Origin of the sequence: Pseudoalteromonas sp. XMcav2-N (genome assembly GCF_024124545.1) — a bacterium.
Lineage (GTDB): Bacteria > Pseudomonadota > Gammaproteobacteria > Enterobacterales > Alteromonadaceae > Pseudoalteromonas.
Genome location: NZ_JAMXSF010000001.1, coordinates 710,323 through 726,858, shown reverse-complemented (window position 1 = coordinate 726,858; position 16,536 = coordinate 710,323). Strand labels below are relative to the sequence as shown.

Annotated in this window: 13 protein-coding genes; 3 read left to right on the top strand and 10 right to left on the bottom strand. The window is 48.1% G+C overall.

Going from position 1 to position 16,536, the window contains the following annotated elements:
* Positions 1–41 precede the first annotated feature (41 nt).
* The 8 genes from NH568_RS02970 to NH568_RS02935 all read right to left on the bottom strand — a co-directional run bounded on the left by NH568_RS02970 (position 42) and on the right by NH568_RS02935 (position 9,065).
* Positions 42–1,211 (bottom strand): cystathionine beta-lyase, encoded by a 1,170-nt coding sequence (locus NH568_RS02970; RefSeq protein WP_253044485.1) that lies wholly within the window; start codon positions 1,209–1,211, stop codon positions 42–44.
* Between the two features lie 27 nt (positions 1,212–1,238).
* Complete coding sequence (gene nudC / locus NH568_RS02965; RefSeq protein WP_253044484.1) at positions 1,239–2,183, bottom strand: NAD(+) diphosphatase; 945 nt, start codon at positions 2,181–2,183, stop codon at positions 1,239–1,241.
* Between the two features lie 115 nt (positions 2,184–2,298).
* Positions 2,299–3,093, bottom strand: coding sequence for a glucosamine-6-phosphate deaminase (nagB, locus tag NH568_RS02960; RefSeq protein WP_253044483.1), 795 nt, complete (start codon positions 3,091–3,093; stop codon positions 2,299–2,301).
* 277 nt (positions 3,094–3,370) lie between these two features.
* Entirely contained in the window at positions 3,371–4,492 is a 1,122-nt protein-coding gene (nagX, locus tag NH568_RS02955) for a transmembrane glucosamine N-acetyltransferase NagX (RefSeq protein WP_253044482.1), read from the bottom strand.
* Between the two features lie 65 nt (positions 4,493–4,557).
* Positions 4,558–5,676 (bottom strand): N-acetylglucosamine-6-phosphate deacetylase, encoded by a 1,119-nt coding sequence (nagA, locus tag NH568_RS02950; RefSeq protein ID WP_253044481.1) that lies wholly within the window; start codon positions 5,674–5,676, stop codon positions 4,558–4,560.
* A gap of 3 nt (positions 5,677–5,679) precedes the next feature.
* Positions 5,680–6,591 (bottom strand): N-acetylglucosamine kinase, encoded by a 912-nt coding sequence (gene nagK, locus NH568_RS02945; RefSeq protein WP_253044480.1) that lies wholly within the window; start codon positions 6,589–6,591, stop codon positions 5,680–5,682.
* Between the two features lie 339 nt (positions 6,592–6,930).
* Positions 6,931–7,773 (bottom strand): 2OG-Fe(II) oxygenase family protein, encoded by an 843-nt coding sequence (locus NH568_RS02940; protein ID WP_253044479.1) that lies wholly within the window; start codon positions 7,771–7,773, stop codon positions 6,931–6,933.
* Positions 7,774–7,952: 179 nt separating this feature from the next.
* On the bottom strand, positions 7,953–9,065 hold the full coding sequence (locus NH568_RS02935; protein WP_253044478.1) for a response regulator: 1,113 nt from the start codon (positions 9,063–9,065) through the stop codon (positions 7,953–7,955).
* A gap of 110 nt (positions 9,066–9,175) precedes the next feature.
* Here NH568_RS02935 and NH568_RS02930 point away from each other — a divergent pair, with 110 nt between their 5' ends.
* The gene (locus NH568_RS02930; RefSeq protein WP_253044477.1) at positions 9,176–13,063 is read left to right on the top strand and encodes a PAS domain-containing hybrid sensor histidine kinase/response regulator; all 3,888 of its coding nucleotides are present in this window, start codon (positions 9,176–9,178) and stop codon (positions 13,061–13,063) included.
* An 82-nt stretch (positions 13,064–13,145) separates the two neighbouring features.
* Here NH568_RS02930 and NH568_RS02925 read toward each other — a convergent pair whose 3' ends face one another.
* Positions 13,146–13,832 (bottom strand): DUF3334 family protein, encoded by a 687-nt coding sequence (locus NH568_RS02925; protein WP_253044476.1) that lies wholly within the window; start codon positions 13,830–13,832, stop codon positions 13,146–13,148.
* 125 nt (positions 13,833–13,957) lie between these two features.
* On the opposite strand from NH568_RS02925, the gene cmoA reads away from it, so the two are divergent.
* Both cmoA and cmoB read left to right on the top strand, forming a co-directional pair.
* Positions 13,958–14,683, top strand: a complete 726-nt coding sequence (cmoA, locus tag NH568_RS02920; protein ID WP_253044475.1) for a carboxy-S-adenosyl-L-methionine synthase CmoA — start codon at positions 13,958–13,960, stop codon at positions 14,681–14,683.
* 10 nt (positions 14,684–14,693) lie between these two features.
* Positions 14,694–15,662: a tRNA 5-methoxyuridine(34)/uridine 5-oxyacetic acid(34) synthase CmoB gene (cmoB, locus tag NH568_RS02915; RefSeq protein WP_253044474.1), complete on the top strand. Its 969-nt coding sequence runs from the start codon at positions 14,694–14,696 to the stop codon at positions 15,660–15,662.
* A gap of 222 nt (positions 15,663–15,884) precedes the next feature.
* Here cmoB and adk read toward each other — a convergent pair whose 3' ends face one another.
* Entirely contained in the window at positions 15,885–16,529 is a 645-nt protein-coding gene (adk, locus tag NH568_RS02910) for an adenylate kinase (RefSeq protein WP_010385354.1), read from the bottom strand.
* Positions 16,530–16,536: the final 7 nt, after the last annotated feature.

Below are 16,536 nucleotides of genomic sequence, written 5' to 3'. Positions count from 1 at the left end.
GCATCATAAACAGGCGGTGACAGCCTCACCGCCCGCTTCTGTTACAAGCTTTCCTGATAGACCTTGAGCGCCTGCTCCAAATCAGCAATCAAATCTTCCACATCTTCCAGACCTATGTGCAAGCGGATCACCGGACCATGCTGCCACCCCGTTGTTGTGCGCAGAGGGGCCATGCTGGCATTCGCCGTTACCAGGCTTTCAAAGCCGCCCCATGAAAAGCCCATCTTAAAGTGGTGTAAGCTGTCGAGGAAACGGTTAATGGCTTTGCGGTGCCCCTGTTTCATCACCACAGAGAACAAACCATTGCTGCCGCTAAAGTCGCGTTTAAAAAACTCATGCCCCGGGCAGCTTTTCAGTGCAGGATGTCGTACGTGATCAACCAGAGGGTGACCGGCCAGCCAGTTGGCAACCTGAAGTGCCGACTTTTCGTGTTGCTGCAAGCGTACCGGCATGGTCCGCAAACCACGTAATGCCAGGTAAGCGTCGTCTGCTGAGGTACACTGTCCAAGCAGGTAAGAGTTTTCGCGCAGGGTTGGCCACAGCGTCTCGTTAGCCACGGCCACGCCCATCATGACATCGGAGTGACCGACTATGTATTTAGTGGCGGCCTGAATGCTGATATCCACGCCATGCTCCAGCGGCCGATAATGCCACCCGTTGCCATAGGTGTTATCCAGCATAGTGATCAGGCCCTTTGCCTTAGCCACTTTGACCAGGCTGGGCACGTCCTGCACTTCCATGGTGATAGAGCCAGGGGATTCCAGGAACAGCACTTTGGTGTTGTCCTGAATGAGTGATTCGATATCAGCGCCAATCAGCGGATCATAATAGGTAGTTGTGATCCCCAACCCAGCCAGGATCTTGTCACAAAAATCACGGGTTGGCTCGTAGGCAGTATCTACCATCAACAGATGATCGCCGGTTTTCAGAAATGACAACAGGGCCTGCGAAATGGCGGCAGCACCAGACGGATATAACGCACAACCGGCGCCATTTTCAAGCTCCATGATGGCGTCTTGCAATGCAAAATGCGTATTGGTGCCACGACGGCCATAAAACAAAGTGCGTTTGCCGCGCTCGGAAATGGCTTCCTGCATATCGGCGACAGACTCAAAAACAACGGTCGATGCCCGTTGTACCACAGGGTTAACCACGCCCTTGGTGTACTGGGTTTTGCGGCCAGCGGCCACCAGTTTAGTATTCTTCTTCATAGTGTGCTCAATTTTGGACTAAGTGCATCATTGCTGACGCCAGTATTCAACCAGATATCTGGAGATAGAATCTTTGCGGGTGAGTTTATATCCGGGCACATCGTCTCCCCACTCGGCAAATCCGTTGAGATCCGCTCGGGAAAACCATTGTGCATGCTCCAGCTCATCCTGCTCAACAAAAATGTCGGTGCTTTTTGCAGTTGCTATAAAGCCTAGCATAATAGACGACGGAAATGGCCAGGGTTGCGAGGCAAGGTAGCGTACCTGGTCAACCTCAACCCCGGCCTCTTCTTTAACTTCGCGGATCACGGCCCGCTCCAGTGTTTCACCGGGGTCAACAAACCCCGCCAGAGTTGAGTACACACCTTCTGGCCATTGCGCTTGTCGACCAAGCAGGCAGCGCTCAACACCATCTGCAAAGGTATGTGTTACCAGCATAATCACAGCGGGATCCGTGCGCGGGAACGTCATATGACGACATTCTTTGTCGTTGCACAAACGCGCGTGTCCGGCTTCCACAGGGCGATTTGGACTACCACAACGCCCACAGAAACGATGCGTTTTATGCCAGTAACACAGCCCGCGGGCCAACACACCCACCGACGCTAATTCGGCGTCCAGCTTTGGGCCTATGGTGCGCATATCTTCGAAATGGAAGGTTTGTTCAAACGTGTGCTCATCAAAGCTGACATCAATACAGTCCTGAAGTAACTCTTGTTCGACTTCGCTAACGTCCAGCGCAAAGTAGCTATAAGTGTCGTCAATGCCTAAAAACACGGCTTCGGCGCGGTCAAGTGTGTCAACCTGTGACTGAGACAACAAAGCCAGCTCGCGCTCGTTGCTGACAATCAGATTTTTGTTATTCCATACCAGCAACCAGCGGCTTTTTTCACCGTATTGGCCAAGTAACCAGTTAGGGTCTTTTCGTTCAGCCGAGGCCCTGTCCAGGTTCATTTGCGTGTAATGCAGCACGACGTTCATCCTTTTGTTGGTCTTTGACGACACGCTAACATAGCTGGCCCGAATGCCAATAGCTTTGCGGCAAAAAAAAAGCCCTTACGGGCTTGAACTACAGTGTGATAACACACTACAGAGAGGCAAGATATTCCTGAAGCTTTTGATTCTCAGCTTCAATGTGTTTGTAGAATTCAATGTCTTTCAGTTTGCTCGCAGCCCCTTCATCCAGCACAATCACAGCGTGACGGTGCATTTGTAAGGCTGATGCAGGACAAGCAGCGGTCAGAGGACCTTCAATCATGGCATGTACCGCATCGGCTTTGTTTTCACCAGTTGCCAGTAAGACCACTTTACGTGCATCTAAAATCGTACCAATCCCCATGGTGATCGACAGATGTGGCTGATATTCATCCGCTGCAAAAAAACGTGCATTATCGTCGATGGTCGCTTTTGTCAGGGTTTTAACCCGAGTGCGTGAAGTTAACCCTGACGATGGTTCGTTAAAGCCAATATGGCCATTGCGACCTATGCCCAGAAGCTGAACATCGATGCCACCGGCTGCGCTAATCTGCGCTTCATATTCTTTACAGGCTTCAATTGGGTTTTTGGCATCTCCTGGCGGAACATGCGTATTGTCTTTGTTAACGTCTATGTGGTTGAACAACTGCTCGTTCATGAAATAACGATAGCTTTGTGGGTGATCGCCATTCAGGCCCAAGTATTCATCCAGGTTAAACGTTTTGGCTTTGCTAAAGCTTACCGTGCCTGTCTGGTTGCGACGGATCAGTTCCTGATACAAAGCAACTGGCGTTGATCCTGTCGCCAGTCCTAAAACAGAGCCTGCGTTACGTGTTAACTGCTGAGTAAAAATATCGGCACCATATGCTGCAACTTCAGCTGCGTTTTTAAGAATGACTATTTGCATAATGTAAGGCTCAAGGTTGTGAACAAACAGGAAAAATGGGATCTGAACCTTGCTCTGCGTGCAATCAAAACAAGGTCAGATCAAAACCTAACTGGGATACACTGTTTAGGTTATTACCATTATGACAACGCTGTCATTATTAGAGAAAAAAACGCGCTTGTAAAGTAAAAGTGATAAAAAAATGTACTTTTTTTATAGCCAAAATAAAAATGACCTGCTCAGCAGGTCATTTTCAAAGTCTTAACGGTCGTCAGGCCCAACAATAAGATCTACTTTGCTATACGCTCACAATGATCTTACGTTTGTACATCCAGTGTAAGACCAGCAGCTGAACCGCCAGCAAGGCGCATACACTGAGCAACGCCTGCCAGTGCTCTGGCACCGCACTGATGATGCCACCGAACACACTGCGGCTGATAAAGGCCCAATCTACCAGGCTCGATGCCAGATAAATAATAATAGAGTTGGCACCGATGATCACAAAGGGATAAGCCAACTTCTGACCGTTAAGTATATCGACCAGTGTAAAGAAAATAGCCAGTAAAATGGCGCTCCAGCCGACAGTCACCAGTACAAAGGAGCTGGTCCACAATTCTTTGTTTACCGGGAACTGAAGGTCCCACAACCAGCCCAGAGCCAGGCTAATGATACCGGCAATAAACAGACGCCCTGCGACCTGCCACTGACCCAGTTTATCCGACTGTGCTATCAGCTGTCCGGCAAAGACGCCGGCAATGGCGTTCACAATAGCCGGAAAGCTAGACAAAATACCTTCCGGGTCAACCGGGCGATTCTGATAGGTAATCCCTGGCAGTAATGCCTGATCTATCCAGGCGTTCCAGCTGCCAGCCGGTGTGAGCTCCCCTGCACTGCCTCCAGGCACAGGAATAAAACACAACAACACCCAATACGCGAGCATGATACCGACCCCTGTTAGCGCTGTTGTCTTCAGACTACAGTGCCACACCAGCATGGCGCAAAAAAACCAGGCAATGGCGATGCGCCCAAGTACACTGGCATAGCGGATCTCGCCCAAATCAGCCGGAATACCTGTGCCCCAGCCATGGTTATACAGCACACCAAACAGACACAGCAAACCCAGCCGTTTAATCGCCTTGATGTAAATAGGCTTGCGCTCTTCCAATGACAAGTGATCAATGCGCTTGGGCCGTAAGCCCATCGCCACTCCCGACAAAAAGATAAACAAGGGGAAGATCAAGTCGTAAAAGGTAAAGCCGTGCCAGGCACTGTGAAGCGTCTGAGCTTCAAAAATTTTCCACCCCTGCCAGCCGGTCAGAACAAACAACGCGGCAAATATGGACTGACCACCCAGGATCCAAAACATGTCCATGCCACGTAAGGCATCGAGCGACGCCAGTCTTTTCTTATTATTTGACATAGTTACTACCTATAGAAACAAAAAATCCCCGCTAAACAACAGCGGGGTTTTTTACCCAGGGAAAATTAAATGTGTTTTCCGTTAATGAAAGTCTGTAATACATGAAGGTCACTATCGAGCAGCACAAAGTCAGCATCTGCACCGTCAATCAAACGTCCCTTGTCAGGCAGCCCAAGGTACTGTGCCGGGTATAACGAGGCCATCCGCAATGCTTCTGACAATGTCACATCGAGAGTGTTAACACTGTTACGTACTGCGCTTGCCATATCAAGGACACTGCCTGCTAACTCGCCTGTGGTCGAGTTTAGCCGATCGCCAGTGCGGATCACTTTACGACCATCAAAAAAGTCAAATTCCTGCTCATCCGTGCCAACTGGCGGCATAGCATCAGTCACCAGCATGATTTTGCCACGTTGCTTAGCGCGAATCGCCAGCTTAGCCGAAGCCGGGTGCACGTGGTGTCCATCCACAATCAGACCGCACCATGCGTTGTCATCCCATAATGCTGCTCCCACCACCCCTGGCTCACGAGAGGTATAGGCCGACATGGCATTAAATAAGTGCGTAAACCCGTCAGCACCAACTTCCAGCGCGGCCATTGTGGTTTCAAAATCTGCATTAGAATGGCCGATAGACACTTTGACACCCAGTTCAACAAGCCGCTTGATGTCACTCAGTGGCACAGTTTCAGGGGCCAGGGTCACCATTTTTATCCCTATGTCTTCACGGGCATAAATAGCGAACTCTCGCTCAGAAATTGGACGAATAAATTGTTCGCTGTGGGTGCCTTTCTTTGGGTGTGACAAATGCGGACCTTCAAAATGAACCCCGGCAACACCTGGCTCTTTGCGTGCAATTGCCTGAGCAATGGCATCCGCAGCTTGCTCCATAACCGCTACCTGATCTGTAATAAGCGTTGGCATCAGAGCCGTTGATCCAAACTTTGCATGGGCTGTGACTATGGTCGTCAGGCAAGACAATGAGGGATCGGCATTCAAAAAGCCACCACCGCCGCCATTAACCTGGACATCAATAAAGCCTGGTGCGGTTATGCCCTCAAGTCGCGTAACTTCACTGCCCGCGGGATGAGACTCAAAGTGAAGCTTGCCATTATCGACAACAAACTCAACTTCGTTTTTAAATTGTGTGCCGTCAAACAGACGGCTGGCTAAAAATCTGTTCATGAATTACACCAAGTGTTCCGATTGACGTTGAATACTCTGCATTGCGAAGTAAATCGCCCCCATCTCAGGTGGCTGCTTAGGCAGTTCAACCCGCTCTGCAATTTCCGGGTCCAGCCACTGGCTTAACGGCTCGGATAATCCCCCAATCATTGATAATCTGGGCGGGTTGTTTTCCAGTAGTTTGTGAGCAAGTCGGCTGACATAACCGGCCCCGGTTTTCACAATTTCCAGCGCCAGCTGATCCCCGGCTTTCGCGGCATCCAGTACATAGCGGGCCAACCTGGCGTAGCTGCTGGAAGGCTGTCCTGCCATTTGCTCGGCAATACCCATTGCGGTGTTGGTATTAAAATGCTGTAAAAATACTTGAGACAAGGCTGTCTTTGGTCCAAGACCGTCTAAATCCAGTAACACGGCTTTGACTGCTTCAAGTCCCATCCAGGAGCCACTGCCAATATCACCCTGAGCAAACCCGTGCCCACCATAATTAGCGCTTTTTCCATCCACCAGCACAAACCCACATGAGCCAGTACCTGTGATGATCACCGCGCCATCTTCTCCTTCGTGTGCGCCAATACAGGCGGTATGGAGATCCGTTGTCAGGAACATTTGCTTGAACGGATGATCCCAGCGCATAATTTTGTCATATAAGCTCGGTAAGTTTACGCCTGCAAGGCCCAAACCCGCATTGAGTTCGTGAACCTGCTCTACCCTTAGTCCCGCATCCTGCAAAGCTAACTGAGTCGAAACCATGATAGACTCTAAGGTTCTTTCGAATCCATGCAAAGGATTCGCAGGACCACCAAGACCAGTGCCTAGTACGCCATGTATTGCAGAGTATATGGTGGCACGACATTTCGTTCCTCCACCATCGATACCTATATATAACTGGTCATGTTCAACCTGTTTAGCCATCATGTAACGACCCCTAAAAGTTGTGATTGGTGCCTCCTCATTCAAAGGCTACCGGAATTCAGTCATGTTGATTTGATGTTACACAACAAATGACAGCGTTGTCATTAAGTTTTTTATTATTTTTTCGCAGTGTGAAAAATTTTAATATTGCATACTTTTGCTTAATTGTCAGAAAATTTTTGCAAGGAACTGAATATTGTCCTTTTTCTGCATTTTGACGGAGGATTTGGCAGACACCTTATGTAAACACGAAGATTGCCACATTTAATGAAAAAAACGGCGCTTTCGCACCGTTTTCAAAACCAATTCCCTACATTAATTTTATGTAGGGGCAGGCTGCGGTTATTTTACACCCAGCTCTCTCAGACGCTCTTGCAGGTAACTGTCAGCAGTGTAACGCTCAGACAAGACCACATCAGGACGAGGATGCAGGAACAACGGCAGTGAGATACGTGACTTATCACTGGCCTTACCGGTTGGGTTAATTACACGGTGAATGGTAGATGGGAAGTACCCGCCCGACGCTTCTTGTAACATGTCACCAATGTTAATGATCAAATTACCAAAATCACATGGCACGTCTAACCAGCTGCCGTCTTGTCTTTGTACTTGCAGGCCTGGCTCGTTTGCTGCAGGCAGAACGGTCAACAGGTTGATGTCGCCATGTGCTGCTGCACGGATAGCACCCGGTTCTTCATCACCTGTCATCGGTGGGTAGTGCAAAACGCGCAGTAGTGTTTGTTCAGAGTCTTTGATCATGTCTTTCAGATCAATAGAGAATTTAGCACGCACGTTTTCTGGTGCTTCAGCCTGAACCCAGCTTAATAGCTCTGCCGCAAACTCATTGGCCAAACGATAGTACTCACGAATTTCTGCATCGAGTTGCGCAGGCACACGACCTTTCGGATAAACGTGGAAGTACTCTTTAATGTCTTTAATTGTGAAGCCTTTCGCAACTTCAGAAACATCGGGCGGAAAGTAACCGTCTTGCGTTTCTTTATTGAATAAAAACGCGTGCTTTTCTTCTGAGTTAAAGAATTCTTGCCAGTTTTTATAGATAGACTCAACCAGTTCCTGAGGAATTGGGTGGTTTTTTAGTACACCAAAGCCCGTTGAGCGCAGAGATTCAACAAATTGTTTCGCCGCGTCAGGCGCTTGATAGTCAACTGTAGGTAGCTGTTGCATAATGGTTCCACCGATATTTGAACGTGACTTAAATTCAAGAAATTAACTGCAACTCGAACATTGAAAATTAACTTTTTGAATTAAGATAAAATCTTGCTCGCGAGCTTAGAGAAATCCACCGCCTCAGATAAGGACTTATGTCCGCCTCCCCTGTCAATAATCACTGAGATTGACTCAGATCAAATCGGCTCCACAGGTAAAGATATCTGCCACTCCAACCCGTGCTGACGGTCGTGCACCTGATAACTGCCATTTAAAGCATTCACAATCAGGTTAGCCGCTACAGAAGCACTCAATCCGACATGCCCCGTGTTACCTCTTTTTGTTGTCACGAATGGCTTCAACATGTCTTCTTCTGAGATACCTTCGAGCCCCAGACCATTGTCCAGGTAGCTGACAATTAATTGTGTATCCTCGATTCCGAGGCCGATACGCACTTCCAACTGACCTTCCTGTCGGCCATGAGACAGAGAGTTCGCAATCAGGGTATCTATTACGGAGGCCAGCAGACCTCCGTCAAACAGAGCGGCCCCCTCGTGATGAACGACAATTTCAATGCTGACCGGTTTGTTCAACCAGGCACACTGTACTTTCTCAGCAAATTCAAGCAAGCTCACCCGGGTGGGCGACACCGGACACTCTACCCGGGCAATCTGCTTGACCATAGACACGAATTTAGCCACCCGGGTTAAGTTTCGTTCACTCAAAGACAGGCTTGTATCACACTCTGCCAGCTTATCCTTAATCTCATCAAAGCTTACCTCGCCCTCTTTCAAAGTACTTACCAGCTTATAAATGGTGCCTGAACAATGGCTAACCGCTGTTATAGCCGTACCTAATGGCGTATTGATTTCGTGCGCTACGCCAATCACCATTTCGTTCATCACTTGAGAAAGCTGCTGTTTTAACGCACTCTTTTGTGCATCAAGCAGTTTAATCTGTGTATCCACTCTGGCTAATATCTCAGCAGGAATAAAAGGCTTGGTAATATAATCGTTACCGCCGGCATGTAGCGCCTCTACTATCCAGTCGGTGTCGCTGTGTGCGCTGACAAAAATCACCGGAATATGGCTGGTATGCTTTTCTGCCTTCAGCAACTTACACAATTCGATCCCGGATGTTCCTGGCATTTTGATATCAGTGATCACCAACTCTGGCGGCTTACGTTGAATTATATTCAGTGCCACCTCTGCATTGATAGCGGCAAGTACCGTATGCCCTTGCTGACGAAGGATCAGTTGAAGCATATGCAGGTTTTCTGCAACATCATCAACCACCAAAATGTCTGCCATTCCTTTTACCCTCATAAGTTGCTTTTTACACTTTCAGTAAGCATAGCTTGAGAAATGACCGCGCGCGACTATGGTTACTATGTTAGTAAACTCAACAGTGTGGCGTATATATGGGTGTAAAATTAAGAGTGAATATTGTCTTTGCGGTGATACTGTTGATATTAGCTATTTCAGCGTTATTACTCTTTTTAAGTTATACCAAACTCGAGCCGGCCAGCCAAAAATTAGACAACCTTAACACATTGGCCAACGTCTCTTCTGAGCTTAAGGAGCAAGCGCAGAATCACGCAGTACAGCTTGCTCTGTACTTAAACAACCCACAACCCCAAAGGCTTGAGCTGCTGCGTGATTATAACGAGTCGCAATTTACATTCACACAGGGCAGTCAATCTGGTGAGCTATCAACGCAAGGTGAAATGCAAAAACCGGTTGGCCTGGTCCATGCCCTGGCCCGTCTGCCTATTGAGTCCTCAGCAACACAACTTGCGGCACTGTACGGTGAGCTCAGACAACTCTATATACAAACCTATGCTGAGCTGGCACAGCCTCAACCAAGCGCCACTGCGGCCCCTTTCAATTTGGCAAACTATCACAGCACCTTGCAACATATCACGACAGAACTTGACCAGCTGGATTTAATATTCTCACAGCAAACATCACAACTATATAAAGAAAAAGATCGTCAGTACATGCGCCTGAATCAACTTGCGATATGGGGGATTATATTGCTTGGTCTGGCTACGTTGCTGGGGATGTGGTGGTGCAATTTTAGACTTTTTGACCCCCTTAAACGCTTATACCAATCACTGCACAACGCCAATCAGAGTGGTAATGCCCAGCTGCACTTGCCCGAACAACTAGGAGAAGAGCTAAGTAGCCTGGCCAATGTCGTTGGTCAGATCTACGACAAGCTTCATAACCGAGTGGAAATCGCCAAACTGCGCGAAATGTTTAATCAGGGGATCCGCCACAGTCGTGACCCGGATGAACTAAGACGCTTCGCATTGGAATTTTTCGCGACTTACTACGCAGCTCCCAGCGTAGCAATTTGTGACACCAGTGACAAAGTACTGACCCCATTACAGACCATAGGCTGCCCACCCTGCCTGGATAACCTGAGTATTCAGTTCACTCAATTATGTCGAACTTTGACGCGGCAAAGCTTAGTCTCAGGCGATGCCGCTTTTGACTTAAAAGCAGGTGCCGTCGCCATATCTATTAAAAGTGCTGCTTTATATCCTTTGCTCGTCAACAATCAGCTGAAGGGTGCACTGTATATTGCCAGCATTGATAAATTCGACAGTGAACAGCAGAACAGTATCCAGCAGCTATGTGAAGATCTTGCGATTCAGATTCAGTTATGTGAAAACGCGCAGCAACAGCTCGCTGCAGAAACGGCCTTGTCGCAGCACCTGGAGATGACATTGCATATCCTGAATGCCATTCCCAATCCGACTTATTACCGAGATACCCGGGGCACCTTTTTGGGGGTAAACCGAGCTTTTCTTGATTTTCTTGACCTGTTTGAGGCCGAGGTGACCGGCATGCGGATCCAGGATGTGTTTGATGTCTATACGACGGGCTACCTGGAGCAAAAATCTAATTACACCATAGAGCAGCAAACACAGCATCAGTTCGAGTTAACTCTGAAGAACGGCCAACAGGAATCCAGAGAGCTGATAGTACATGAGGCTCCTTTCTTTGATGGCTATAAAGAAGTTGGTGGTGTGGTTGGGACCTTTTTAGATATGACAGAGCGAAACGAGCTCGAGCGTAATATGCTTGCGGCCAAAGAGCTGGCCGACAAAAACGCCAAAGTTAAAAGCGAATTCCTTGCTAACATGAGTCACGAGATTCGCTCCCCCATGAATGCCATCATTGGCATGGCTCATCTTGCACTGAATACGCAGCTCACGACAAAACAACGTAATTATGTTGAAAAGATAGATAACGCCGCCAAGCAGCTTCTAAAGCTGCTGAACGATATTCTCGATTTCTCTAAGATCGAAGCAGGTAAAGTTGAAATAGAGTCCACCCACTTCCACCTGGATAAAGTGCTGGATAACGTAGCGACAATCGTCGGACTCAAAGCCGAAGAAAAGCAGCTGGAGCTGATATTTGATGTCCACCCGGATGTAGCGAATGATTATATTGGCGATCCACTGAGGATCGGCCAGGTATTGATCAACCTTGCAGGGAATGCCGTTAAGTTTACAGAGCAAGGTCACGTGACGATCAATATCAGCTATCAAAGTGAAGATGAGCAAAGTGCCAAATTACTCTTTCGTGTCATTGATACGGGGATTGGGCTGAGCAGCGAACAACAAACCAAACTCTTTCAGTCGTTCTCACAAGCTGACACATCTATTACGCGTAAATACGGTGGCACCGGTCTGGGTCTGACTATCTCGCAACATCTGGTGAAACTGATGGGTGGCGAAATTTTTGTTGAAAGCGAACCTGGTAAAGGCTCAACTTTCTATTTTACACTGCCTCTGCCTTTTGCCACCACGACCCGTCTCGTTAGCCAGCCTTCTGAACATTTTAGAGACAAAATAGCTTTAATTGTGGACGACAATGCGCTGGCAAGAGAAGTCATGGCCGCCATGCTGAAAAAGTTTGGCATCGCCTCTAAGCTGTTCTCATCCGGTGATGCCTGTATTGAATACGTACAAAATCAGCAACCTCATTTTGATATTGCCTTTGTTGACTGGCATATGCCACAAAAAGACGGCATTGATACCATTATGGAATTACATCGTCTTTCTTCTTCAAGACAATATGTACTGGTCACCGCCTACGGCCGAGAGCTCGGACTGAAAGACGACCAAAAGCACATGATCTCCAGTATTTTACTCAAGCCTATTAATCCATCCAGCGTGTTCGATTGCCTGCAAGCCTGCCTCGCACCTCTGCCCCAGCAAGTTACTGCCACCAGTGCCACCGAAGACTCCAGGCTATCCGGACTGACGATCCTGGTGGCCGAAGATCAACCCGTTAATCAGGAGATTGCGGTTGAGATTTTGACATTCCACGGTGCCAATGTAGCCGTTGCCAATAATGGTCAGGAAGCACTCGAGGCCGTACAAAAGACCGCATTTGATGTAGTATTGATGGACATGCAGATGCCTGTCATGGATGGGCTAAAGGCAACCCGAGCAATTCGCAAACAGCCCGAACTCTGCCAGCCGCCAATACTGGCAATGACGGCCAATGCCATGCAAGCAGATATACAGACTTGCCTGAGTGCTGGTATGAATGGACACATAGCCAAACCTATCGATGTTGAAAACATGGTTGTAACCATACTGGCGCATGCTAAACAAAACGAGGCCGAAGAAGGTGTTCAAAAAGCAGTGCCATTTGAGTCTGACGAGCTGGAAGCACCAAGTGTGGAGGCCAAGACTTTCACACTTGAGGGGATTGATATAGAGGCCGGTATCAACCGGGCTGCTGGCAACCGGGACGTGTACTTTTCGCTGCTTGAGAAATTTGTGAAACAACAGATTGAAGAACTCATCAACCTTAAACAAGCCATCACCATAGGTAACACAGAGCTTGCTGAGCACATTCTCCATGCCCTGAAAGGCGCAAGTGCGAACTTATCTATGACACATCTGACGAGCCAATGTGCGGCACTGGAGTCCCAACTTCAGAATAACAGCTTAGACGGAACACAGATTGATAATTTGCTGGAGTACATCAGGCACTGCCATGAGCAAGTCTCGAATTATGTAAACTTACACACCGCAGAGACTGAAAAATGTCTTTCAGATAAGACCTCTGACGCTCTGTCTGAGCAGTCCGACGAAATGCTGATAGCACTTGCGAAAGCGCTGCTGGACTATGATGCAAGTGCTACTGAGCTTGTCGCATCAATGCATACAGGCACACATTTGCCTGAAGCGGTGTTGGATGAACTTAACGATTTGATCACTCGGTATGAGTTTGAAAAAGCACACGCGCTGCTATTGCCTTATGTACCGCAACTTGCTTGAGCCTGAGCCCAAATGGAGCTCGAGGCAGCATAGCCAGCCTTTAATAAGCTTGGCTGCGCTGCGCAAAAGGTAAGATTAGTCGTTATAACCCAAGGTCAGCCATAAAGTCGTCATCTGCAACGTCTTCAGCTGATGTCTCTGCTTTTTTTGCAGACTCCGCTTTTTTTGTTCTCTGGCTGGCAATGATGTCATCCGGGTCCACGGCTTCGGTAATATCGTAGTCATGGAGCTTGATAAACTCGGTCTTATCCATTGCCAGTTCAAGATAGAAAATGTTCTGGCCCTGAGTGGTAAAGGTCACGCGGCGCGCCTGTGGCCTGTCCATTGTGGTATCCACCGAGATCTGAACCTGTTTGTTAATTGCCATCATTTTAGGCTGGTTCTGTGTGATAGAGGTATGAAGCTGCTCACGCACTTTACTGGTAAAGTCACCAACGATTTGGTTCATTAGCTCACCCATCACATTGGATACATCATCCGATAGGTGGCTTTGCGCAATTTCACTTTCCGGCATCCCCATTGAACGCATATAGTCCTGATAAACCTCCATCGCAGCCTGCGCGGTAAAGTTGGTGACAACCAGTCCGGTAAAACCGCCGTCAAACAGAACAAAACAACCAATGTCTGGACGCATACAGGTACGGGTGATCTTCTGTACCATTGCCGAATAGGCAATCTGATTGCCACTGGCCGAGGATAAAACCTCTGTCACCGAGTGACATAATGTGGATAGGATATCTTCTGTGCTGATCACTTTATTTTTCGCCATGTTGGTTCTCTAACTTACTTCTTATTGTTAATACTAGCCAAGCTACTCAATTTATCACTGACTATCTAGTATAAAATGCTAAAATAGCATGATTATTTTTTTGTAAGACAAATTGGACTAGCAGTGTGACGGGCAAAGACAGTATATATGCCACAGAGCAAGAAGTCAGAGACTTCACCTTCGACGCAAACGTTGTAGAAGTATTTCCGGACATGATCCAGCGCTCGGTGCCGGGTTATGCCACCATCGTCAGTACCATGGGTAAGTTGGCAGGCCAATACGCCCAGAGTAACTCTAACCTGTATGATTTGGGCTGTTCGCTGGGCGCGGTCACCCTGAGTATGCGCCGCAATATCGACAAAGAAAATTGCCGCATTATTGCCGTAGACAACTCCCAGCCTATGGTCGAGCGCTGCCAGATGCATCTGAAAGGCTTCAAATCAGACGTACCGGTAGACGTACAACTGGGTGACATTAACGAGTTAGAGATAAGCAACGCCAGCGTTGTTGCCATGAACTTTACTTTGCAGTTTATCCCCCAGGCACAAAGAGCCGCCGTGCTTGAAAAAATTTATCAGGGACTGAAACCCGGCGGCGTATTGCTGCTTTCGGAGAAGATCAAAGGTGAGAACGACATCAAAGATAATTTGTTGATTGACCTGCACCACGACTTCAAACGACACAATGGCTATTCGGAACTGGAGATCAGCCAAAAGCGTACCGCCATTGAGAACGTGATGCGCACCGACAGCCTCAGCACCCACAAAAAGCGCCTGGAACAGATCGGCTTTGCCCATACCCAGGTGTGGTATCAGTGCTTTAACTTCTGCTCCCTGGTAGCGATTAAATAAGAGAAAGACTATGAATTCCTGGTTTACCGATTTTTATGCCGCTATTGCGAAAAGCCCTCTCAGCCATTGGCTGGAAACACTGCCGGCACAACTGACTCACTGGCAAAAAGAAGCCCAGCACGGCGACTGGTCACAATGGGAAAAGGTACTTAAAAACCTCCCTGATTTGCCCGCCGATCAGATTGACATTGAGAACAAGGTGTCCTTTACCCGTCAGGAGACGCTCTCTGAGGGACATCAGAAGCAACTGACACATTTGTTCAAACGTATGATGCCCTGGCGCAAAGGCCCGTTCCATATCCATGGTATCGACATTGACACGGAGTGGCGCAGCGACTGGAAATGGGATCGTTTATTACCACATATCAGCAATTTACATGGCCGAAGTGTACTCGATATCGGCTGTGGCTCTGGCTATCATCTGTGGCGTATGCGTGGCGCAGGGGCTGAGTTTGTCGTAGGAATTGACCCCTCGGACTTATTCTTGAGTCAGTTTCAGGCCATCAAGCACTTTAATCCGGATCCGAATGTCCATCTGTTACCTCTGGGTGTGGAGCAACTCCCGGATTTGAAAGCCTTTGATACCGTTTTCTCTATGGGGGTTCTGTATCACCGTCGCTCCCCCATCGACTTCCTGGCTCAGCTAAAAGCTCAGTTGCGCCCGGGCGGTGAATTAGTGCTCGAAACCCTGGTCATTGAAGGTGATGTAAACACGGTACTGGTGCCGACGGATCGCTATGCCAAAATGCGTAACGTCTGGTTTATTCCCAGTTGCGATGCGCTAGCGCTGTGGCTACAGCGCGTGGGCTTTAAAGACATCAAGGTGGTGGATAAAGACATCACGTCTTTGGATGAACAAAGACGTACCGAGTGGATGCAGACCGAATCTTTGGCCGACTTTCTGGATCCCAACGATCCCAGTAAAACGATCGAAGGTTACCCGGCGCCCCTCAGAGCAATTATTGTCGCAAAAGCCTGATAATACCAAATTCACTTAATACATGCTCAATTTGAAGGAGTAAATAGAACGCTAACTGTGTTAAAAATTTTCATTTAGAGCAACTAAATAGCAAAATTTTTGCCTCGTTATCGACCCTATTTTCTCGCCTCAAAATAGAGCTCTTAATTAAGCAAATTGGTATGTTCAAACACAAAAAAGCCAGCATCTAAGCTGGCTTTTTCAATTTATGTGAGCTGCAAATTAGCCCAACAGCTCAGCCAGTTGCTGACTTACCGCTTCAACAGCCTGAGTACCATCCAGTTTGTGGTATTGAGTATTGCCGGCATCCGCTTCTGACTGGTAGTAGCTTACCAGCGGTTTTGTCTGGTCGTGGTAGATACCAAGACGCTTGCGTACTGTTTCTTCTGTATCATCGGCACGAATGATCAAGTCTTCGCCAGTCTGGTCGTCTTTGCCTTCTACTTTAGGCGGGTTGTACACAACGTGGTAAACACGACCAGAAGCCGGGTGTACGCGACGACCACTCATACGCTCAACGATGATTTCGTCAGCAACGTCGAACTCGATAACGTGATCAACCGCAATACCGTTTTCTTTCATTGCGTCTGCCTGAGGGATAGTACGCGGGAATCCATCTAACAGGAAACCATTTGCACAGTCTTCTTTTGCAACGCGCTCTTTTACCAGACCAATGATGATGTCATCAGACACAAGCTGGCCTGCATCCATCACTTTTTTGGCTTCCAGACCCAGTGGCGTGCCTTCGCTGATTGCTGCACGCAGCATGTCGCCCGTTGAAATTTGTGGAATACCGTACTTTTCCATTAGAAATTGAGCTTGAGTGCCTTTACCTGCACCCGGCGCGCCTAGCAAAATAATGCGCATAGTGTGT